At 62.3% G+C, this 20,033-nt stretch carries 18 protein-coding genes and 2 pseudogenes; 8 read left to right on the plus strand and 12 right to left on the minus strand.

Annotated features, from left to right (window positions below; translation table 11 throughout):
* On the plus strand, positions 1 to 107 hold a 107-nt coding region (locus ACXAJT_RS26800; protein ID WP_475241871.1), incomplete at its 5' end, for a transposase domain-containing protein.
* A gap of 289 nt (positions 108 to 396) precedes the next feature.
* On the opposite strand, the gene ACXAJT_RS26805 is transcribed toward ACXAJT_RS26800, so the two are convergent.
* Positions 397 to 864 carry a DUF411 domain-containing protein gene (locus tag ACXAJT_RS26805; protein ID WP_475241825.1) on the minus strand — a complete coding sequence of 156 codons (468 nt, stop codon included), beginning with the start codon at positions 862 to 864 and terminating at the stop codon, positions 397 to 399.
* A gap of 11 nt (positions 865 to 875) precedes the next feature.
* A pseudogene (locus ACXAJT_RS26810) lies at positions 876 to 3,161 on the minus strand (heavy metal translocating P-type ATPase).
* A 138-nt stretch (positions 3,162 to 3,299) separates the two neighbouring features.
* On the opposite strand from ACXAJT_RS26810, the gene ACXAJT_RS26815 reads away from it, so the two are divergent.
* Both ACXAJT_RS26815 and ACXAJT_RS26820 read left to right on the plus strand, forming a co-directional pair.
* Complete coding sequence (locus tag ACXAJT_RS26815; RefSeq protein ID WP_475241828.1) at positions 3,300 to 3,728, plus strand: MerR family transcriptional regulator; 429 nt, start codon at positions 3,300 to 3,302, stop codon at positions 3,726 to 3,728.
* The gene (locus tag ACXAJT_RS26820) at positions 3,728 to 4,051 is read left to right on the plus strand and encodes a YnfA family protein (RefSeq protein WP_475241830.1); all 324 of its coding nucleotides are present in this window, start codon (positions 3,728 to 3,730) and stop codon (positions 4,049 to 4,051) included. The genes ACXAJT_RS26815 and ACXAJT_RS26820 overlap by 1 nt, the downstream gene beginning before the upstream one ends.
* An 85-nt stretch (positions 4,052 to 4,136) precedes the next feature.
* Here ACXAJT_RS26820 and ACXAJT_RS26825 read toward each other — a convergent pair whose 3' ends face one another.
* The 5 genes from ACXAJT_RS26825 to ACXAJT_RS26845 all read right to left on the minus strand — a co-directional run bounded on the left by ACXAJT_RS26825 (position 4,137) and on the right by ACXAJT_RS26845 (position 7,380).
* Positions 4,137 to 4,769: a tyrosine-type recombinase/integrase gene (locus ACXAJT_RS26825; protein ID WP_475241832.1), complete on the minus strand. Its 633-nt coding sequence runs from the start codon at positions 4,767 to 4,769 to the stop codon at positions 4,137 to 4,139.
* A 223-nt stretch (positions 4,770 to 4,992) separates the two neighbouring features.
* Complete coding sequence (locus ACXAJT_RS26830) at positions 4,993 to 5,373, minus strand: VOC family protein (protein WP_475241836.1); 381 nt, start codon at positions 5,371 to 5,373, stop codon at positions 4,993 to 4,995.
* On the minus strand, positions 5,370 to 5,687 hold the full coding sequence (locus ACXAJT_RS26835) for a DUF1330 domain-containing protein (protein ID WP_475241838.1): 318 nt from the start codon (positions 5,685 to 5,687) through the stop codon (positions 5,370 to 5,372). The genes ACXAJT_RS26830 and ACXAJT_RS26835 overlap by 4 nt, the downstream gene beginning before the upstream one ends.
* Positions 5,684 to 6,457 carry an NAD(P)H-dependent oxidoreductase gene (locus tag ACXAJT_RS26840; RefSeq protein ID WP_475241842.1) on the minus strand — a complete coding sequence of 258 codons (774 nt, stop codon included), beginning with the start codon at positions 6,455 to 6,457 and terminating at the stop codon, positions 5,684 to 5,686. The genes ACXAJT_RS26835 and ACXAJT_RS26840 overlap by 4 nt, the downstream gene beginning before the upstream one ends.
* Positions 6,454 to 7,380, minus strand: coding sequence for a DMT family transporter (locus tag ACXAJT_RS26845; RefSeq protein ID WP_475241845.1), 927 nt, complete (start codon positions 7,378 to 7,380; stop codon positions 6,454 to 6,456). The genes ACXAJT_RS26840 and ACXAJT_RS26845 overlap by 4 nt, the downstream gene beginning before the upstream one ends.
* A gap of 97 nt (positions 7,381 to 7,477) precedes the next feature.
* Between ACXAJT_RS26845 and ACXAJT_RS26850 the strand changes: the two genes are divergently transcribed.
* On the plus strand, positions 7,478 to 8,248 hold the full coding sequence (locus ACXAJT_RS26850; RefSeq protein ID WP_475241848.1) for an AraC family transcriptional regulator: 771 nt from the start codon (positions 7,478 to 7,480) through the stop codon (positions 8,246 to 8,248).
* Between the two features lie 649 nt (positions 8,249 to 8,897).
* Here ACXAJT_RS26850 and ACXAJT_RS26855 read toward each other — a convergent pair.
* Both ACXAJT_RS26855 and ACXAJT_RS26860 read right to left on the minus strand, forming a co-directional pair.
* Complete coding sequence (locus tag ACXAJT_RS26855) at positions 8,898 to 9,584, minus strand: ATP-binding cassette domain-containing protein (RefSeq protein ID WP_475241851.1); 687 nt, start codon at positions 9,582 to 9,584, stop codon at positions 8,898 to 8,900.
* Positions 9,584 to 10,330: an FtsX-like permease family protein gene (locus ACXAJT_RS26860; protein WP_475241853.1), complete on the minus strand. Its 747-nt coding sequence runs from the start codon at positions 10,328 to 10,330 to the stop codon at positions 9,584 to 9,586. Before ACXAJT_RS26860 ends, ACXAJT_RS26855 begins: the two co-directional genes overlap by 1 nt.
* Positions 10,331 to 10,383: 53 nt before the next feature.
* On the opposite strand from ACXAJT_RS26860, the pseudogene ACXAJT_RS26865 reads away from it, so the two are divergent.
* Positions 10,384 to 10,683, plus strand: a pseudogene (locus ACXAJT_RS26865) (methionine--tRNA ligase); the annotation flags it as partial.
* 409 nt (positions 10,684 to 11,092) lie between these two features.
* Here ACXAJT_RS26865 and ACXAJT_RS26870 read toward each other — a convergent pair.
* Positions 11,093 to 11,695: a hypothetical protein gene (locus ACXAJT_RS26870; RefSeq protein WP_475241855.1), complete on the minus strand. Its 603-nt coding sequence runs from the start codon at positions 11,693 to 11,695 to the stop codon at positions 11,093 to 11,095.
* Positions 11,696 to 11,743: 48 nt separating this feature from the next.
* The gene (locus ACXAJT_RS26875; protein ID WP_475241857.1) at positions 11,744 to 14,731 is read right to left on the minus strand and encodes a hypothetical protein; all 2,988 of its coding nucleotides are present in this window, start codon (positions 14,729 to 14,731) and stop codon (positions 11,744 to 11,746) included.
* Between the two features lie 158 nt (positions 14,732 to 14,889).
* On the opposite strand from ACXAJT_RS26875, the gene ACXAJT_RS26880 reads away from it, so the two are divergent.
* Both ACXAJT_RS26880 and ACXAJT_RS26885 read left to right on the plus strand, forming a co-directional pair.
* Positions 14,890 to 15,522 (plus strand): DotD/TraH family lipoprotein, encoded by a 633-nt coding sequence (locus tag ACXAJT_RS26880; protein ID WP_475241859.1) that lies wholly within the window; start codon positions 14,890 to 14,892, stop codon positions 15,520 to 15,522.
* A gap of 9 nt (positions 15,523 to 15,531) precedes the next feature.
* On the plus strand, positions 15,532 to 16,551 hold the full coding sequence (locus tag ACXAJT_RS26885; protein ID WP_475241861.1) for a type IV secretory system conjugative DNA transfer family protein: 1,020 nt from the start codon (positions 15,532 to 15,534) through the stop codon (positions 16,549 to 16,551).
* A 152-nt stretch (positions 16,552 to 16,703) separates the two neighbouring features.
* Here ACXAJT_RS26885 and ACXAJT_RS26890 read toward each other — a convergent pair whose 3' ends face one another.
* Positions 16,704 to 17,504: a class I SAM-dependent methyltransferase gene (locus ACXAJT_RS26890; RefSeq protein WP_475241864.1), complete on the minus strand. Its 801-nt coding sequence runs from the start codon at positions 17,502 to 17,504 to the stop codon at positions 16,704 to 16,706.
* 953 nt (positions 17,505 to 18,457) lie between these two features.
* On the opposite strand from ACXAJT_RS26890, the gene ACXAJT_RS26895 reads away from it, so the two are divergent.
* Complete coding sequence (locus ACXAJT_RS26895) at positions 18,458 to 19,312, plus strand: DUF4394 domain-containing protein (RefSeq protein ID WP_475241868.1); 855 nt, start codon at positions 18,458 to 18,460, stop codon at positions 19,310 to 19,312.
* Positions 19,313 to 20,033 lie beyond the last annotated feature (721 nt).

The following is a 20,033-nucleotide window of genomic DNA, read 5'->3' on the forward strand; positions in this document are numbered from 1 at the left end:
TCGAGCCCTTCGCCTACATCAAGGCGACCCTCGAAGCCATCGCCGCCGGTCACCCCGCCAGCAGGATCGACGAGCTCCTGCCATGGAACTTGAACCCGTCAAGCTGAACAGGCGTGCCGCGGTGACAGCGCTTACGACTTTCCGGCCATTCGAAGATTAGCTGGTGCAATTGCAGTATGACGAAGGAATTCCTCGCAGCCGCAGCAAGCAGGGTTCTGCGCCGCAGCGCAGATCAAGATAGCGGTCGTTCAAGGCCGCATCAAACCCGGGAGCCTAAACCCACCATTCGCTGCGCCTTGCCGCAGCGCCGCCGATGCGGACCTTCCTGACTTCCGCTGCGACTGCGCGGTGTGAGGTTTGTGCAGTGGTCCCACAGCGATCCTGAGATCGGCGCCGTCAGGCAGCCTCGTAGCTGGAGAAGATTTCCTTCCTGCCATCTCCGAGGATCAGGAACACGTCGTAGGCTTCCCGCTCATCCTCTGGCCCCATGCCCGGTGATCCGTAAGGCATCCCGGGCACGGCGAGACCGACGGCATCGGGGCGCTCGGATAGCAGCCGTCGAATGTCGGCCGTCGGCACGTGTCCTTCGATCATGTAGCCCTCGATTTCGCCGGTGTGGCAGGAGGTCATGTTCTGGGGGATGCCGTTCTCGAGCTTGTGCCGGATCAGGAGGGTGCCGAAGCTACGCTCGGTGGTGACCTTAAATCCGTTCTCTTTGAGGATCTCGATCCAAGCTGTGCAGCAGCCACAGTTCGGGTCTTTCAGAACGTGGATCGCGGGAGAGCTTTGAGACAGTCCGGCGGTCGGTGCCGTCGCGGCGAAGCAAGCGGCGGAGGCCATCACGGCGCGGCGGGTGAGGGTCATCAGGGTTCCTTTCAGGTCTTTGCGGCGGCGCGATCGGGGCGTGTCTCAGCGGTCAGACCGACGTGCCCCGCAGGTTCAGATATGCCGGTGGGCTGGAAAAACAGCAGCCGGAGCGCGTTCATCGTGACCAGCACCGTGGCGCCGGTATCCGCAAGGATCGCGATCCAGAGGCCGGTGATGCCGAGAACGGTCGTCACCAGGAAGATAGCCTTGAGCCCGAGCGCGATCGCGATGTTCTGGCGGATGTTCGACATGGTGGCCCGGGCGAGGCGGATCTTGGCCGGCACATCGGTCACGCGGTTGCGCAGGATCGCCGCGTCGGCGGTCTCGAGAGCGACATCGGTGCCCGAGCCCATGGCAACGCCGACATGCGCGGCGGCGAGCGCGGGCGCGTCGTTGATCCCGTCGCCGATCATCATCACCCGGGCCTCTTCCGTCAGCTCGCGGATCGCCGTCACCTTGTCCTCCGGCATCATTTCCGACCGATGCTCGATCCCGAGCCCCTCAGCGATGGCTTAGGCCGTGCGCGGGTTGTCCCCCGTCAGCATGACCGAAGAGATGCCGAGCCCGCGCAATTGCGCGATAGCGTTCGCCGCGTCGTCCCGCGGCTCGTCCCTGAGCGCGAGGAGGCCCTGAGGCACGTCATTGCAGAGCACGATGACCACCGTCTTGCCCTCGGCTTCCAGTGCCGCCACGCGGGTCCGCAGGTCGTCTGTGAGGGCGCCGCGCTCATTTGCCAGCCGTGGGGAGCCCACGCTGACGGTCACGCCGTCGATGGAGGCTTCCGCCCCCTTGCCGGGAAGCGCGCGTCCTCCGGTGGCTGCCGCAGCGAGCACGCCTCGCCGCTCGGCCTCGGCGCAGATCGCCTGTGCGAGCGGGTGGCTCGCGCCGCTCTCGATACCGGCGGCAATGGCCATGAGGTCGCCCTCGGTGCCGCTCAGCACTGCCACGTCTGTCACGCGCGGCCTGCCATGCGTGAGCGTCCCGGTCTTGTCGAAAGCGACATGGGTCGTGCGGGCCGCGGCCTCGATCACCGCGCCGCCCTTCATCAGCAGGCCGTTGCGCGCTCCCGTGGACAGGGCCGAGGTGATCGAGGCTGGCACCGAGATCACCAGTGCACAGGGGCAGCCGATCAGCAGCAGCGCAAGCGCCCGGTAGACCCATTCGCCCCAGGCCAGCTCGAAGGCCAGCGGCGGAACGATAGCGACAAGAGCAGCGGCCCCGACCACGGCGGGCATGTAAACCCGGCTGAACCGGTCGATAAAGCGCTCGGTCGGTGCGCGGGCGCTCTCGGCCTCTTCGACGAGGCGGACGATGCGGGCGATGGTGTTGTCCTCGGCCGACCTCAACACCCGCACGCGCAGCAGAGCTTCGGTGTTGATCGACCCCGCGAAGACCTCCGCGCCCGGCTCCTTGAGGGTCGGGACGCTCTCGCCGGTCACCGGGCTCTCATCGACACCCGACGTGCCATCGATCACCTCACCGTCGCAGGGAACGCGGTCGCCGGGGCGGACCTGTACGACCTGGCCGACCAAGAGCTTCTCGGCCGCGACCTCCCGTGTCTTGCCACCGACTTCGAGCCGCGCGGTCTTCGGCACGAGCTTCGAGAGCGCTCGAATGCTGTCACGCGCCTTGCTCGCCGAAACGCCTTCGAGAAGCTCACCCATAGCGAACAGGAAGACAACCAGCGCCGCCTCTTCCGGTTCGCCGATCACTAGCGCGCCGAGAGCGGCGATGGACATCAGCATCTCGATGGTGAAGGGCATGCCGGCCCGTGTCATGGCGAAGGCGCGCTGTGCCACGGGCACGATCCCGACCAGTGTCGCCAGGACGAACGCCCAATGGGCGGTCTCAGCCGGTAGGACGAGCCGTGACACCCAGGCTGCCGCGAGCAGTGCGCCGGTTCCGAGCACGAGGCGGCCTTTGGACGACTGCATCCATGAACTCGGCGCTTGCTCGCCGGACTTGCCGTTCTCCTCCGGCTCACCTTCGGCCTCCGAGCTCTGCGCGGCATCCGGAAAGGCTCCATCCGGCAGGACAAAGCCGCCCTTGGGCTTCTCTGGCCGTGCGCCCTTGGGCGCGATTCCGAAGCCGACGCCACGCACAGCCACCTCGATCCGTTCGGGCGAGGTCTGCGTCTCATCGAGCGTCAGTCGCAGGCGCTCGGCCATCAGAGCCACATCGACATCCTCGACGCCAGGCAGGCGCTCGACGGCGCCGCGCAACTTGGCGGCGCATGCCCCACAATCCATGCCTGTCACACGCCACTCGCGTTGTCCTGCGCTCCCGTCTGCCATGAAGTTTCTCCGTCGTGATTCTCCGATCGGAACTCGATATACGACCTACAGCGACTATAGGTTCAAGCTGTCGAAGAGGCTTTCCATAGCTTCGACGACGGAGGACACGACGCCGCAGCGACGAAAGGAGAAGCGCTCATGTTGTCCATTGGGACTCTGGCAAAGCGGACCGGCACCAAAGTGCAGACGATCCGCTATTACGAACAGATTGGCTTGATGCCCGAGCCCGGCCGGAGCGCGGGTGGCCAGCGGCGCTACGGGGAAGTGGAACTCGATCGCCTTGCGTTCATCCGGCACTCTCGACAACTCGGCTTTTCGCTTGAGTCCATACGAGAACTTCTGGACCTTTCTGATAGCCCAGAAAGGTCATGCGCGCAGGTCGATGCAGTCGCTCAGAAACAACTAGCCGAGGTCGAGGCGCGCATCGCCCGTCTTGAAGCGCTCCGCGTCGAACTGAAACGGATGCTCAGCGAGTGCAGAACTGACCGGGTCGCCAACTGCCGTATCCTTGAGGTTCTACGCGACCACGAAGAATGTCTGTCCGATCACGACAGGCCCGTTTCCTGATGCCGACCACGTTGATCTATCCGCTCGCTGCGCTGGCCGAGATCGCCGGATGCTTTGCCATTTGGGCGTGGTGGCGCGGAGCTTCGATCCTCTGGTTGCTGCCGGGGATTGTGAGCCTCGCGCTATTCGGCTGGCTTCTGGCGCAGGTCGAGGCCGGTTTCGCCGGTCGGGCCTACGCCGCCTATGGCGGCGTCTATATCGCCGCGTCGCTTTTCTGGATGTGGAGCGCAGAGGGGCAGCGGCCTGACGTATGGGACATCGCCGGTGCCTGCCTGTGCCTGATCGGCGCCGCAGTGATCCTTCTCGCACCACGCGCAGGTTGATAAGGGCTCGAATCCCACGTCGGCATGTAGCTCCTCGCACGTCCGGTCTCGGTTGACGAACGGCGTGCGCCGTTCGCCGAAGGTGTCAAATGTCGACCGACTCCGCGATGCTCAGAGCATCCTCAAGTTCAACGCCCAGGTACCGGACCGTACTGTCCACCTTAGTGTCACCGAGCAGGAGCTGGACCGCGCGAAGATTGCCTGTTTTGCGAAAAATTTGCGCAGCCTTGGTGCGCCTCAACGAGTGCGTGCCGTAGCCGCTCGGCTCAAAACCGATCGCCGTCACCCACTCTCGGACGAGCCGCGCGTATTGTCGCGTCGAAATGTGCGGCCTGGCATGAAACCGGCTCGGGAACAGGAAGGCGCAGCCGATCATCTCCGGCCGCTTCACCCACGCCGAGATCGAAGCTCGGGTGTTTTCCGTGACTTCGAACTGAACGGGGCGGCGCGTCTTGCTCTGGATGACCGATACGCGTTCGCGGACACGATCGCCGACAACGAGCTGGGCGACCCTCAGACCGACGAGGTCGCAGCCCCTCAACTTGCTGTCGATGGCGAGATTGAACAGAGCAAGATCGCGAAGGTTGCTCGCGAGTTCGAGGCGCGCACGGATCGCCCAGACCTGTTTCGGCAGCAGAGGCCGTTTCTGGCCAACGAGCCTGCCACGGTTCCAAGGGCGTCGCTTCGGCGTGATGGCGGGGAGTTGGATTCTGGACATGAGACTTTCTCCATCCGTCCCTCCCGGCCCAGGCGTCGACATCGCGTGACCCCGAGATACTAAGCGATGTCGCGAATGACCGGTGAAGAAGATTGGCTCCGGGGCGCCGCCGCCGCACTGCCGCAAGGCCGCACCGAGCCCAGGGCTGCCTTTGCCGCAAGGTAGCAGCCTTCACAAAATTCGGGCCATCCCGAGAGGCCGCGAATGACCTTGGGCGTACTTGCTATTCAATGATTTCTGACAGCTCCACGAGGTTCAGATCCGGATCGCGCAGGTAGATGGAGCGCAAGGGACCCGTGGCCCCGGTGCGCGTCACCGGGCCTTCCAGGATCTGCGCGCCGCGTTCCCTCAGGGTCGCCACGGCGGTGTCGAGAGGGCCGTCGAGCAGGAAGCACAGGTCCAGTGCGCCCGGCACTGGCAGATGCGCCTTCGGCTCGATTTTCTGCCCCTTCACGTGGATGTTGATCTTCTGCTCGCCAAAGCGCAGCGCCTTGCGCCCTTCGCCAAAGGTCTCCAGCGTCATGCCCAGCAGGTCGACGTAGAAGGCGATGCAGGCCTCCTCGTCCACGGTGGTCAGGACGAGATGATCGAGGCTGCGGATCATGCGATCGTGCCTTCGAAGATCACCAGATCGCGCGGGGCGGCGATGCGGGCCTGGAGGATCGCGGCCTGATAGGCGTCGCTGCGATAGCAGGTGCGGGCCGCCTCGATGTCGGGGAATTCGACCAGCACGACCTTTGCCGTATCGCGGCCTTCGAGCAACTCGGGAGCATCGTCTCCGCGCAGCAGGCGGGCGCCGAACGCTTCGGCAATCGGGGCCCAGAGCGCGCTGTACTCGGCCTGCGCCGCCTCGTCCTGCAAGGCATCCGTAAGGATCAACCAATAGCCTTTTATCGTCGTCTCCTGTCGTCTCGTCACTGATCGGCGCCGTCGCGCGTCTGTCCTGCGCGGGGGTTCCACTGCACTCCGGACCGCGCCGGAATGCCTGGCTTCAGGCGCTGGTCCTCGTCGTAATCCTCCCACGGGTGGAAGAACAGCGGCTCGATCCTGTCGATCTGCCGCAGGCGGTCGGCGTAGGCGTCGAGATAGCCACGGCGCCCGTCCGCGCCCACGCGTCCCGGCATCCAGGCGGCAAAGGGCGGCAGGACGGAAAAGCCCGTGTAGGCAAAGATCCCGTTGTGGATCGGCCAGAGCACATGCAGCAGGTCGCCGTCGATCCCGGCAGGCTCGTAGAGTGACGACGCCGTGCCGGTGGTCAGGGCCAGCATCGCGCGTTTGCCCTTGAAATGGCCGGTGGCGTATTTGCGCCCTGCCGAATAGGCGAAGCCCCGGGCAAAGACGCGATCCACCCAGCCCTTGAGGACCGCGGGCAAGGAAAACCACCAGACCGGGAACTGGAAGATCACCATGTCGGCTTGCGACAGTTTGCGCTGCTCTTCGCGGATCTCGTCGGCGAGGGTGCCTTCGGCCACGGCATGTTCCTGCTCGCGGGAGGGGTCGAAGACCGTCGCATCCGCACGGGCGCCGGTGATATCCTCGGGGCCAAGCGCGGCCTGCCAGCCCATGGCATAGAGGTCGCTGACGGTCACGCTGTGTCCTTCGGCCGTCAGCGTCTCGACCGCCGTGGCGGTCATGGCGCCGTTGAAGGACGCGGGCTCGGGGTGAGCGTGGACGATGAGGATATTCATGCATGTCTCCGGGTTGGTCTGTGGCGGGCGAAGAGGTCTTGCGCCTGCACGGTCAGCATCCCCAGGAGCACGAGCGCCCCGCCAAAGAGGAACTCCGGCGTCAGCTGCTCGCCCAGCAGGATCGCCCCGGCGAGCACGCCAAAGACCGGGGTCATGAAGCTGAGCACGCCGAGGCGCGAGGAGGGGTAGATTTGCAGCAGGCGGAACCAGACGAGGAAGCTGAGCGTGCAGACGACGATGGTCTGGAACCCGAGGTTGGCGACATCGGAAGGCGCCAGGGTCATCCCCGTCCGCCCGGTCAGCGCGCTGAAGGCAAGGGCCGCAAGGCCCGCCACGCCCAGCTGGCTGACCAGCGTCTGGGTCGCCGGGGCTTTGGCCAGCCGCGACGTCCGGACCACCACGGTCGTCAGCCCCCAAGCCAGACCCGCAGCAAGGCCCAGCAGATCGCCGAGGATCATCGAAGGGGCGAGTGTGCTATCGCCGCGCAGTTCCGGCAGCACGAAGATCGCCGCGACGCCGACAAAGGTCAATCCGACACCGGACCATTGCAGCGCGCTCATGCGCTCGTCCGGCTGGGCGATATGCAGGCCGACAGCGGCGAAGATCGGTGCGGTATAGAGGAACACCGCCATATGAGAGGCGGAGGTCCAGCGCAGCCCTTCGGCGACCAGCAGGAACTCCAGCGCGAACAGGCTTCCCGCCAGAAGGCCGGGGCCGAAGAAGAGGCCGGGCAGCCAGCGGTCGCGCAGCACGATCCGGCTCAGGGCAAAGACCAGCCCCGCCGCGATGGTGGACCGCAGGCCGATCTGCATCATCGGGTCGATGGCCGGAGCCGCCAGTTTCATCGCACTTTGCTGCAGGCCCCAGGCAAGGCACAGCAGGATCATGAGCCCGAAGGCGGTGAGGTCGATGGGACGTTTCATATGGAAGGCCATGTGTCAGGGTGTTGCCCTGATCTAAGACTGGCTTACAATGGCATATAGCGAGAATCCGCCAAAGCATTCCGGGTACCGGCCAAACGTGAAACCTTCCTATCTGCGTCAGCCTCCGGGGCATGTGACCCTGCCCGCGCCCGTCTGGTTCCGGGTCGAGCAGATGCCGGACAATGGCACCTATCCCTCGTTGCGCCATGCTTGGGGCGAGCTCGTCTATTGCTATAGCGGGGTGACCGAGTTGCGCACCGGCGGGCAGGTGCTGCTGGCACCGCCGCACATGGCCTTCTGGATCCCGGCGGGGGTGGATCAGGTCGGCTACAACCGCCGCGCCACGGTGCATGTGTCGATCTACATCGATCAGTCGCTGTGCGGCGCGATGCCTGCGCATGCGGCCTCGCTGCGGGTGACGCCGCTGCTGCGGGCCATGCTGGAGCAGCTGGAGGGGGCGCAGTTCGACGGCACGCTCCGGCAAGGACGGCTGTTACGGGTCATGGTAGACGAGATGGAGAACTGCGCCGTCACGCAGAGCTTTCTGCCCGACAGCGATCACCCGGCGCTGCGCGGTCTGCTGGCCGCGCTGCACGAGGCGCCCTCGGATCGGCAGAGCACCGCGACGCTGGCGCGGGCGCATGGGTTGAGCGAACGTACGCTCCTGCGGCTCTGCCAGCGCGATCTGGGCATGTCCCTGACCGAATGGCGCAATCGGCTGCGTGTGGTTCGTGCCATTGCCATGCTGCAGGACGGTCAGAACGTCGAGGCCATCGCGCTGGATCTGGGATATGCGACGGCCTCCGCCTTCATCGCGATGTTCAAGGGCATCACCGGCGACAGCCCCGCGCGATATGCAGGGCGGTAAATGACCCTGAGAGCGGATCAACGATCCCTTTGCGCCATCTACGCCAGTGCATCCAGTGCAGTCTGCCGGTTCTCCGTCCCTCATCTCGGTGCGGCTCTGATCTTCTCCATATTCAAGACTCGGACGGCGTGAGGGAGCAGCGAACCGCTCCCTCATCTCGTCACCAGGTGTAGGGAGCGATCTCTGCGCCTTCGCCATCGTGGAAGAATCCACCCGTGGGCCCCTGCCAGCCAAGCGTCGCAAGACGCACGGCGATCGGCTATGTGAGCGCCTCCCAGTTCAGCCGGGAATACAAAAGCATGTTCGGTCGCGCGCCAGTACTGGACCTACCACAAGGCGTTCACCAGAAGGCCGTTGCTTGATCCGCTGATCGACTGCCAATGGACAAGGGCTGACCATCCATGCCGAATGCAGCGTGTTTCGTAACCGACTGGCGTCACTGGGATCGGGCGAACCTCAAGGTTTCTCGAACTGGGCATGGGTACTGCCCGCAACGATCGGTCGCTCCGAGCCCTTGCACCACATTCATTTCGATAAGCCTTTTGCAGTTGCAGCGCCGCCTCCCACCTTCGCCTGTTTTAGGGTGTCGCGGCAGCAGGTGTGCCCTCGCAAGAAGGAACAATCGCGCGCACAGCGCTGCAGGTGGCGCTCAACGTAGTCGCTCGTCTTTCACGATCCGACCGTCCTCGAGCGTCACGATCCGGTCGGCCAGTTCCAGGACCCGGTTGTCGTGTGTCACCATGACAGTCGTGGTTCCCCGGCTCTGTCCGAGTTCCTTCAGCATGCGCACGATCGGGATTGCGGTCTCCTTGTCGAGCGCCGCAGTCGGCTCATCGGCGAAGATGATGTCGGGGTTCGAGACCATCGCGCGTGCGATCGCAACCCGCTGCTTCTGGCCGCCCGACAGGTTGCCAGGCAGATAGTCGATCCTGTCCGCCAGGCCGACGAGGCCAAGCATGTGTTCTACCGCAGCTGCCTGACGGGCAGGATTACCCCGGCCGTGGACCTGCAAGCTGGTCAATACGTTTTGCCTCGCCGTCAGGCTCTCATGGAGATTGTGGGCCTGGAAAATGAAGCCGAGGCGGCGACGCATGGCCTCCAGCGTCGACATTCCCGCCCCACGAAGCTCGGTCCCGAGCAGACGAACCGAACCATCCTGCACGTCACGCAGGCAGCCCATCAGGGTCAGAAGGGTTGTCTTCCCTGAACCCGAAGGCCCAACAAGAATGGTGAGACTCCCTTGGTCGATGGTCAGGTTGACGTCGAAGATCGCCTGCATTCGCGCTTCGCCTTCTCCGAACCAATGGTTCAGGCCCGTCACTTCGATTGGATTCATCAGAATAGCTCCGCCGGGTCCGCCGTCCGAAGCCGCCGCGCTGCGAGCGAGCCGGAGGCCGCGCAGGCGATGATCGTGCCGATGAAAACCATGATGCCCCGTGTGGCCGTCATAGCGATCGGCAGGCCGGTGAGCGCGGCAACACCTTGATAGAGACCAAGGGCGACAAGAAGCCCGGGCAGGAACCCAAGGGCGCCCAGGATGAAAGACTCCTCGAGCACGATGCTCAGGAAGAACCGGTGCGGGTATCCCATCGCCTTGAAGGTGGCATATTCCGCGAGGTGGTCCGCCACGTCGGTCGAAAGGACCTGATACACGATCACCAGCCCGATCACGACGGCCATGGCCAAGCTGAACCCGAAGATTACGCCCGTTGGACGCTGGGTCGTCTGATAGGTCAGATCATCAGCTTTGGCGGTCGCAAGCGACCGCACCTGGACAGGTTCGGACGCCAGCCGCTCGGTCAGGCGGGCGACGACCTCCGCCGGATCGGCGCCTGGCGCCACATCGACGAGAATATGCGAGGGTGTCCCGGAAATCCGGTTCGGGAACAGCCTCAGGAACGTCTGATCCGACACTGCCAAGGACCCATCGGCGTTGAAGCTACCCCCTAACGCGAAATTTCCCGTGGCGGTCACCGTCCGGCCATTGACTTCGAACTGGAGCGGCGTGTCCGGCGAAATTCGCGCCAGCGTCTCAGCATCTGCGCCGCGCGTGCCCCGGTCAATGAGCGCGGTATCGGGCACCGACAGCGTGGGCAGTGCATCGCGGATGAGCGGCCCGGCGAAACGTTGCGCCTCAGGAAGCCGCGCCCTGGTCGACCTTCAAGACCGACCCCGAGGCCGCGGCGATGCAGGTGCGCCTCGCGCTGAACATGATCCGGCTCTACGCGGTGATCTCCGCGCCGTTCATCCCCGACGCCTCGGCACAGCTGCTGGCGGCGCTGAAGACCGAGGATGACGGCTGGCCGGGTGATCTGAGTGCGGCGCTGAGCGTCCTGCCCGCAGGCCACGCCTTCGAGGTGCCCGAGGTGACCTTCCGCAAGATCACCGACGCCGAGCGAGAAGAGTGGCAGGAGCGGTTCGCCGGTGAGCGCTAAGGCTAAGGCACCCTTCGTGAGTGACCTATTTCGCGCGTGCAGCGAAAGTCAGGAAAGTCCGCTGTGCAGCCACTGCTTCTGAGAAATTTGCTGCATTGCGCACGAACGACAGGATCCACGGCTGCGATGCGGCATGAATGTTTGCTGCGCCGAAGCAAACATTTCGCTGCGTGCGCGTGCAGCGCAAAATTGGCTCTTCCGCAATGGCCTCGGAGGGGCCGATCGCCGCGCTCAGCCCGAACGGCAGCGTCCGGGAAATGAACCAAGTAGAGCGGGGTCCGCTCCCTGCGCTTAGCCGTCGGGTGACCGGCAAATGCGGCACTCGCAGGGGACGACAGAACGGTCCCGCTGAGCGATGGCGCCATGCTTTTGACTGGAAGGTCCGCTTCGTCTGACTTCCTGAGACGGCCTACATCACCATACCCGGCACCGCATGTGCCTTAAGCCGCTCGACAGCTTCCATTGCTTCGTCCACGGCCATCTCGGACTCGTAGATCGAGGTGCCCTGCGCCACGATTTCATCGTCTGCATCCAGAACCTGGTATCGATAGACTTCGCCACAAAGGTAGGTGTTCATGAGCATGATCTCGTCGGTCATCCGGTCGACGGACGCACGGTAGAGCTCTTCGCTCATGGATGGACGATTGAAGTAACCCATGACCTCAGAATGGGTGGCCGCGATATAACCAACCTGGGCGCCTTGCCGATCAGCAAAGAATGGAGCGCTGTGAACCTGGAAATATCCCGAGGTCTCGTCACCGGTGTAGATCGCGTACAGGGGCAGGGAGATCGCATCCTGATTTGTCGCGTGCCAGGAGACCAACTCTTCCATGCCCGTGCGGTCTGACGGGTCGTCCGATGTCAGGCGACCGAAGCGTTTCCCAGGCGGGATCATGACATGGCCAAGGTTCATGAAACCGGACTCCCGCGGCGAGCGTGCGTTGGGATCCGGCTCGACAAGGATGCGGAAGCCGTCAGCTTCGGTCGCATAGGAATTCAGGAAGTTGGTCATGTGGTCACCTCTTTGGCACGGAGGTGACCACCAGGTCGCAAGGGACGATCAGGATATGCAGCTAAGCTGATCGAGCTCCGGCGCCGTGTACTTTTCGATAAGGTGGACGTCACCGTTCTCCAGGTGATCTGCCAGGAGCGCCGCCGACTTGAGCAGGCTCAGCGAGCTGCTGTCAGACTGGAAGCCATCATCAGACATGATCGCCTCCATCTTCCCGGTCTCCTTGCTCACAAGCGACCAGCACATTTTCAGAAGCATGCCGGAAGGCTTCGCACCCGGGTAGTCCTCCATCGAGGGGATGATGCGCCCCAGATAGTGAGAGTCTGAAACCTCATAGCAGTCTTCTAGGCTGCTTTCCGGAGCCGCCACATAGGTGCCGTCGTCAAACTGCACGAGCCCTAGAACCTGCAGGTCACGCGACGAAAGGGCCAGGTTGGCCTCATTGAGAACTTCAGCAATGAAGTCCCTGCTCTTGTCGCTGAGAGGCCTATCTTCTCGGAAGAAGACTTCCGCACGCGTACGCCCAGCTATCTTGGGCTCCTCGATGCCGGCGGCCGAGACGGTTGCTATGTGACGGAAGTTCTCATGATGGACAGCCCATTGCCGCTCATCACCGAGATGCGCAGGCAGTCGTTCTACCGAGAAGCCATCCTTGGAGAGCTCATCGACATTCGCAAATGCGATCTCCATGAGCGCACCGTTTGCAATCCGGAAGCCTTCGGCCTTCAGGTCGCGGTTGACATATCGGCCCTTCTTGTCTGCAATCCTCCAGGTCTTCTCCTCGAGGGCGCGCGCCAAGTGGGCACCGCCGCCGGGCAGCACATTATGCACCGTGATCTCTCCGCGAGGCCGTTTGCCGGCCACCCACGCGATACTGCCGGTCTCCATACGCCCGTCTGGGCCTGGCTCCACGCCAACGAAACGCACAGGTGAATCCAATCGAAAGATCGGCGTCTTGTCGGACCCGAGGTTCTTCAACTGTGTGGGGAGTAGCTTGCCGTTGCGCACGATGTTGATCGGGAAGTAGTCGGTCGTGTCAGCAGCCGATTTAAAGGGAAGGGCGCCCATTTCGGCACGCAAGATGTCGATGTCTCGAAGAGTAGCCACCGAAAACACGTCAGGAGCTTTTCGCTGGGCTTCAGACGACATGGAGCCCAGATCATGCACGACAGAGCCATCTCGAAAAATCCCGTAGCTATAGTCGACGAGCTTCTCCATTTTGGCCGATGACCGGAGCTCAGCAACTGCAACGCCTCCAGTCGAGGTCTCCAAGAAGACTGCATTTCCATCCTGGCCCGCATCCACGAGCTTCAGGCCGTTCGAGAGCGGCGTTGCTTGTGCAAGAAAGTCCCGGATAAAGTTAGGCATCTGGTCGTGCGCCATCAGGAAGCCCACCGGCGCCACCGGATCACGGTGCTGCATTGTCAGGGCCGTCATTTCGCCCGACGCGTCAAAGGTCCGCAGTGATCTGAAAGCCTCCAGCGAAATGCCTTCTGTACCTCCAACAGCCTTGAGCGATGTGGGCTCGGCCTCGGTCTGTGAGACCTTCCGGCGCCAAGCACCGCGTCCTTCAGAGGTCTCCAAACTGCAGGCAACCGCCGCAGAACGGATTTTTGGAGCGCCAGACAGAATATGATGCCCAGACGCGCCGGGTCGATCGATTGCCAAGTCTTTCACCAACACGATCCCGTCCTTGGAGACCGAGAATTCTACGTTCTCATCGCCGTCTTCATAGACGAAGGTGTCCATAAAGTTCCTGAATTCGCCATCAGGCGACATGAAGAGTTCGCCGAAACGGTCGATTGTCAGTTCTCTGTTTTCAGATTTCACAGCCTCACGCCCCTTGCTGAGCAAGCTCGCATCGAGACATACAAGTTTGCTTAGAGTCGTGACCTCCTTGAGAGCAGACACCATAGCGGCCACCTTGTCGTAGACGACGCCTTCCTCGGTTTTGAACATCTGAGCTTCAATGAGGCTGACTGCCTCGGCACCTGTCTGAGTGCTCTTCCAGAGTGTTCCCACGGTGTTTATCGCTAGGCGACCATTCTCGAGCTCAACCCCGACCACCAGCGGATACGCCTCAACAACATTACGGTCTACGGCCCACTGCACTCCCTCATCCGGCCTCTTCTCGACAAACACTTCGTACTGCCCGACCTGAGACAGCTTGCGATAGTCGGCGGCAAACTGCGGCCGTGCTGTAACGGCGACACCTCCAGCAGTGGCCCGCGCATACTCTACGCCTTTGGCCTCTGCCAGCTCCTGCAGTTCCATAGCGTACTGAGGCATGAGGCGATTGCCCGGGCCCTTGGCCTCAACAATGCGGTCACTCTTAAGGTCGATCTGCGCCACCATCTTTATGTCGCGCTGGGCATCGAAATCGTCGTCAGAAGTGTCGTTGACGAGGCACCAGACCTCGCTTCGCCCATTCTTGACCGATGTCGCATAGCTGCGCCCGCCAATGCAGTTTTTCAGAACAACCCCGACGGTTTTCAGGCCGCGCGGCACCACCTGACGCCAGACCAGTCCATCATCCGTCTTGACCTGCACAGGCTCATCGTCGTCGCGACCGGTGGCGAAGATCGCGTTTCGGCTGCGCCCGGCATGCTGGATATTGTGCCTGGACATCGTGTCGAAGAACTCGTCTGCCAATTCGTAGGCGCCGCGGACGTCGTAGTGCGACAGCGAATTCAGAATCTTTTGAGCGCTTTCCTTTCTTAGCCCAGACTGGTTCGCCTCTTCATCGAGAAGAGTGTCAAACAGATCCTTGATGTGGGACAGCTGGTCTTCGCTGCCGTGGCCCAAAGCGAACATGAACACAGGCTCATTCTTTGCCATCTTCGCTTGTGCCCACTTCGGAAAGCTCCGAGCGCCAGGGGAGGTCGGGTGGACTTCGATCACGTCCGAAACGCGCGATTTCAGGAAGTTCTTGCCCTTCTTCTTGAGCCAGCGTGCGATCCGGGCATCCCTGGCTACTCCTCGAAATATCCGCGCGATTTCCTGATCAATTCTTTCTTCGTTGACGATGTCGTACATGCATGTCTCCTTTTTCAGAAGGCATGTAAACGAAGGCAGGAAAACCAGAAGTTTACGACTTCGGCCACAGGATTAAAGGTGATCTAACCTTCATGTGCTTCTTTGTGTGTGCGGCCCGCCTCGGCGAGGTGGCCCCGTGAACCATCGCAGGAGAACACATGAAACACATCATCAAGACCACGGCGATCCTGGCCCTTCTTGGGACCAGCGCCTGCACAGACGCTATCGACTTTGGCAACAAGGACCGGAATTTCCCCGACAACGACCGCTGGGACTCCAAGGCTGCCAGCCAAATCGATGACACGCTGGCGAAGGCGGCCGAGCGCTCGGCAAACGCCAATGAGACGCTGGCTCAGATCGAGAGAACTCGCACCGCCCCCACAGAGCCGGCAATGGGCGGCGAAGACATGAAGAAGCTGCCGCCTGAGCTGCGCCGGCCAACCACCATCGAGTGGACGGGACCGGGCGTAGACCTGGTGGGAGAGCTCGCACGCAATATCGGCTACACCTACGCCGTGGTAGGGACCGAGCCTGTCGTGGACATCATGGTCTCGGTATCATCGGCCGACGAACCCGCGATCAAGGTCTTCGAAGACATCGGGTATCAGGTGGCTCAGTACGCGGAGGTCTTCGTGGACCCCAACGCCAAGCGCATCGAGTTCCGCTATCACAGCGACCGGGTCGGTGAAGCCTCGAAGCCAGGCGCTCCCACGATGTCGGCACCATCGTTCAAAGCTCCCCCGAAGGCGGCAACCGCGGTGCGCGATCACAAAGAGAGCCTCGGCAAGTAAGGAGGCTGCATGACCGCAACCAAAATTCTGGGCATCGCTGTCGGGGGGCTTCTCCTGACAGCGTGCTCGCCAACAACGCCATTCGACACCGCCCCTAAGGTTTCGTCTGCTCACCAGATGGGGCGTGACAGCGCAGCTCCCATGCCCGGTGCCCGGGTCGGTGTCAACGAAGGGGTCCAGCACCTGGAGAGCATCACCAAAAAGCCGACAGACTCTCTGAAGGAGCTGCAGGATCTCGAGCCGCTCGGCGATGAACTCGAAGAGGACGCAACTGAGGAAGACAAGCTTCGCCGTCCGGCCCTAAAAGAGACCGCTCAGGCCTTCGGAGCTCGAGGTGGCTTGGCACATGCCACACGGCAAACCAACCTCATGCTCCGGGAGCGTGCGGACAAGCTCGACCAAATCTACGACTTCAGGAAGGTCATGATCAGGGGGCCCGACAACTCGGTCGTCCTTCCCCCGGTGATCTCTGAAGCGGAAGATGCCTATGAGATGTCCGACGCCGGCAAGACAGTGCGCGTGGCCGAGACCGTGTATCAGATCATCTCGCAGGCACGGTTCTCGCCGGTTCCGCCAATGTGGCACAGCTATCTCATTCGCGAGTACGCGACCCCTAAGCGGCCGCCGGATGAAATCTTGCCGCGGACACCGGGCGAGCGCGATGTATGGGAGCACTACGTCGCCGAAGGCTGGGATGCCGGGCTCAAGCAGGCCAACGACATCTTCCAGTCAGACCTTAACCGGCTCGATCGCGACTACGGCGGAATGCTGAAGTTCAAGGAGCTTCTGGCTGAAGGCAAGGTCAGTGCACCGGTGGTCTCCAAAGCGCCACTGGGCGTCACAGGGTCCGGCTCAGACATGCGCGTGAACGACCGCGCGATCCGCATCACCCGCGATCCGCAACTGCAGACGGACACGTCGCGCTGGACGCCGACGATCACCAACGGCTCGGCCGGCGAGTATGCCAGGCCCAACGATCAGGAGACCCGCATCTTCGACTACCCGAACGATGCCGATCGCCAATACTGATTTCGCCTCCCGACCTGCGACGGGCGGCGATCTGTGAGTGGGAGGGCTTCGGCTCTCCCCCTCTTTTTGCCTACCGTACGGTCGTCGAGGCCCCCACCACCATGCCGACACAAGTGCCCAAAGGATGAAGTCTCCTCCAACACAGGCGACTATCAGACTACAGCGACCGCAAAAATTGCTGGGGCATCAAACGATACTGTTTTGTCGGCATTGCGATACTTCGCAAGTTTTTCTCTGGCAGCGGACTTTAAAGCACCCATTGTCTGCGGGGTAGCTACATCAGCGAGGGTCCAGCCACCAATTTCTGTATCGATCCAAGCCTCTAGATTTTCGTGCCGAGCCTGCCCAGTCCGATGGATGACTTCCACGTCATCTAAGCCCGCTTCCGCTAGCAATGTTTCGAGATGACCGGCAAAGCCGAGGCAAAAGGGGAACTTAAGCGCATCGGCGGCTTCGCTCCCCATGCATTCAGCCAGCAGAGGAATAAGCTCAGCGTAGCCTGGAGAACTCTTCCAAGGTGCGAAGACCGAAATCGCAACGTGCCCGCACGGCCTACACACCCTCTTCATCTCCTGCAGAGCCCGTACTCGGTCTTCAAAGAACATCAGGCCAAATTGGCAGGTTACCGCGTCGAAAGCATCGTCTTCGAACGGCAGCGCTTCGGCTGGAGCCTGCAGGAATGTTGCATGTGCTTCGAGGTCCTTGGCAACGCTAAGCATTCCCTCATTCAGGTCCACAGCAGTGACACTCGCTCCACGTTTGACGGCCGCTCGCGCCACAACGCCGGTACCCGTCGCCACGTCCAATACTCGACCACCTCCCCGAATACCTGCAGCCTCAACCAACCAGGGCGCGAATTGACCAAACAGCGCAGGAACAAAGCGCTGTTCGTAGACAAGAGCCGCCTCCGCAGAAATCTGGCCCATTGCAGCGTCTTCCTGTTCTGTGCCCATGATCCCCTCCTATCTCTTCCATAGCGGTGATCTCACTGTAGCACAGATGCGCAGGTTGCCGGTCCGGTCCGCATACTTCTTCACACGCACCTCCAGATTGCTATGCTTGGAGGGGCAGCACATTGCCCCGGTGGGAGGGGTCTGTCCGATCCGCCGACGCATGATGTCCGACAGATCCCGGCTTCGGTCTTCCCATAGATCGACAACAATGGGAAACTTGCCGGGCTCGAGAACGGCCGGTGCAAGATCGCGGCGCAGAAAGGTCGACTTGCCGGTTCTGCGCGGCGCCGCGAGATGTAGACCTGACAGGGCTCCGAAGATCGGATCCGGCGTCATCTGCTTGACGATGGAGGCCGCAAGTTCAGAGGCCGAGGATGATGGAAGACCTCCAAGTATACCTCCGGTATTCGCTTCTCCATACTGGTATAAGAAATCACATACCGAACTATACCGCGATATCAATGCCAACACGGGGGCGCTGGCGCCGGCTTGGCGAACGGCCAGGGTTCTCGAACCGGTCGTTGGTACTGACCGCAGCGATCGGCTCTTCGAGAGCCCGGAGCGGCCCTTGGCCTCGAGTTGCCTGTGCGGCCAAGCGGACCTTCACCCGAGAGCGTAGGGCGGCGGTGCGCGGACATGTCTGCCATTCGCCGCACGTGCTCAGTTAGTGCTGCGACTCTAAAGCCATGCAGTCCGCGCTTGGCGGGAGGAGAACACCTGCCCTGCCGTATCGCGTAGATAGCCTGCGTCCAGGATCGGGCGTTTGGATCGGTCAGTAGGCGCTTTTCCGACGCAGACGTAAGAGGAATGTGCGCGGCGGTTGTTTTGCTAAGGCGGCAGTCCCATGCCCGACGAGAAAAAGCTCCCACTCTGAAACTTAGCCGCCGGCAGGGCCGTGGATGCGTCTGAGCGGCCAGCAAGCGGCTGGCCGGCCTAAACACAAGGATGACTCGATGCTTTTGAAGAACACGCTTTCCGTCGCCGCTCTTTCGCTCGCCTTCGGCTCGACCGCCATGGCCCAGGATGGTGCCGGCATGATGGGCTACGCTCTGGCCGAGGAAGGCGGGACGCTCGTCACCATGGCCGATATCTCCCAGCCCAGCGGGGTGAAAACCCACGAGCTTGAATCCCCGCTGCGCGCCATCGCCTATCGCCCGGTGACCGGCCAGCTTCTCGGTTTTGCCGACGGCATGATCTACGAGGTCGACCCGATGTCGGGTGAGATGACCGACCTCGGCGCGACCTTCATGGACGATGCCACCATCGGCGAAGGCGCCGTGGCGTTCGACTTCAACAACCAGATCGACGCGGTCCGTGCCGTCGGCGCCGACGGCTCCAACCTCGTCTACTTCCCCGATGGCTTCGGCGACAACGACGAGCGTGCCAACTCGGTGCGCCGATTCACCGATGCATTCTACGTCGATGGCGACATGTCGGCCGATCTTGAGCCCCAGATCTTCGCCAACGCCTATACCAACGCCATCGCGGGCGAGACGGCGGGCTCGACGGCGCAGTACGCGATCGACGCCCGGGCCAATGCTCTGGTCACGTTGGCCAACAATGACGGAGATCTCGCGAGCGTCGGCTACCTGACAATGGACGGCGAGACGGTCAACGTGACGGACCAGGGCGGCTTCGACATCGTCTCGCCCGAGGAAGGCACCGACATGGCCTACGCTGTCCTGCAGTTCGATGGCGAGGATATGGCCGGGCTCTATTCCGTCGATCTTCAAACCGGAGCACTGACCGACCTCGGCGAGCTCGGCATGGGCGGTTTCACCGGCTTCGCCGTGTCGAGCGGCATGTAATCTCCGCGACGACGCTACTACCTCTGGAGCGGCGCCTTCCCGCTCCGGTGCCCCGGCGGCTTCGCCGGGGCTGGTAGACGCCTAAACCAACGCGGTCAAAATGGGCTCGCTGCCGACCTTCGCCGCACGCTGCCTGAACGGGAGCGAAGCGGGACTTTCCGGTCGTTCGGCGGCCAACCAATGCCACTGCAGCATGACGATGTAGGCGCTTGCAGCCACAGCAAGCGGGATTCTGCGTCGCGGTGTAAATCACAGAAACGGCCGTCGAAGGTTGCGTCAAACCAAGGAATCTAAACCCAGCTTTTGCTGCGACGAGGCGCAGTGCCACCGATGCAGACTTTCAGCCGTTCGCTCTTCGTACAATACAAGCGCAGTCTATTCGACTGAGAGCTTGCGGTTTCCGCATTCATCTTGCGCACCGTGGCCGGGTCGCCATGCCGGTCATCACTAAGCTGATGCCGGGCGTGCATCAAAGACTGCGGCAGCGCGATCAATGTGTATGTCAACCATGATATGTCTAGCATTATCAAAATCATTCCAGCTGAGGTCATATCATGCGAGGCAACGTCGATCACCGGGGCCAGAGCGGAAAATCGTTATCATATTGCACTGGGGTTTTTGCGATCACGATGGCGTTGTTGGACAAATCAGCTGGTGAGCGCAGTCCCCCTTTCCCCAGACACCCCTATCCTGCGGCCACGGTCATCGGGATGCCGAGAGC

It is taken from the genome of Salipiger sp. ABF4_146 (assembly GCF_056161345.1).

Bases quoted from the DNA above. Each gene is read 5' to 3' on its own strand.
- ACXAJT_RS26805 (WP_475241825.1), bottom strand. From the start codon at position 864: ATGACCCTCACCCGCCGCGCCGTGATGGCCTCCGCCGCTTGCTTCGCC.
- ACXAJT_RS26815 (WP_475241828.1), top strand. From the start codon at position 3,300: ATGTTGTCCATTGGGACTCTGGCAAAGCGGACCGGCACCAAAGTGCAG.
- ACXAJT_RS26820 (WP_475241830.1), top strand. From the start codon at position 3,728: ATGCCGACCACGTTGATCTATCCGCTCGCTGCGCTGGCCGAGATCGCC.
- ACXAJT_RS26825 (WP_475241832.1), bottom strand. From the start codon at position 4,769: ATGTCCAGAATCCAACTCCCCGCCATCACGCCGAAGCGACGCCCTTGG.
- ACXAJT_RS26830 (WP_475241836.1), bottom strand. From the start codon at position 5,373: ATGATCCGCAGCCTCGATCATCTCGTCCTGACCACCGTGGACGAGGAG.
- ACXAJT_RS26840 (WP_475241842.1), bottom strand. From the start codon at position 6,457: ATGAATATCCTCATCGTCCACGCTCACCCCGAGCCCGCGTCCTTCAAC.
- ACXAJT_RS26845 (WP_475241845.1), bottom strand. From the start codon at position 7,380: ATGAAACGTCCCATCGACCTCACCGCCTTCGGGCTCATGATCCTGCTG.
- ACXAJT_RS26855 (WP_475241851.1), bottom strand. From the start codon at position 9,584: ATGAATCCAATCGAAGTGACGGGCCTGAACCATTGGTTCGGAGAAGGC.
- ACXAJT_RS26870 (WP_475241855.1), bottom strand. From the start codon at position 11,695: ATGACCAACTTCCTGAATTCCTATGCGACCGAAGCTGACGGCTTCCGC.
- ACXAJT_RS26875 (WP_475241857.1), bottom strand. From the start codon at position 14,731: ATGTACGACATCGTCAACGAAGAAAGAATTGATCAGGAAATCGCGCGG.
- ACXAJT_RS26880 (WP_475241859.1), top strand. From the start codon at position 14,890: ATGAAACACATCATCAAGACCACGGCGATCCTGGCCCTTCTTGGGACC.
- ACXAJT_RS26885 (WP_475241861.1), top strand. From the start codon at position 15,532: ATGACCGCAACCAAAATTCTGGGCATCGCTGTCGGGGGGCTTCTCCTG.
- ACXAJT_RS26890 (WP_475241864.1), bottom strand. From the start codon at position 17,504: ATGGGCACAGAACAGGAAGACGCTGCAATGGGCCAGATTTCTGCGGAG.
- ACXAJT_RS26895 (WP_475241868.1), top strand. From the start codon at position 18,458: ATGCTTTTGAAGAACACGCTTTCCGTCGCCGCTCTTTCGCTCGCCTTC.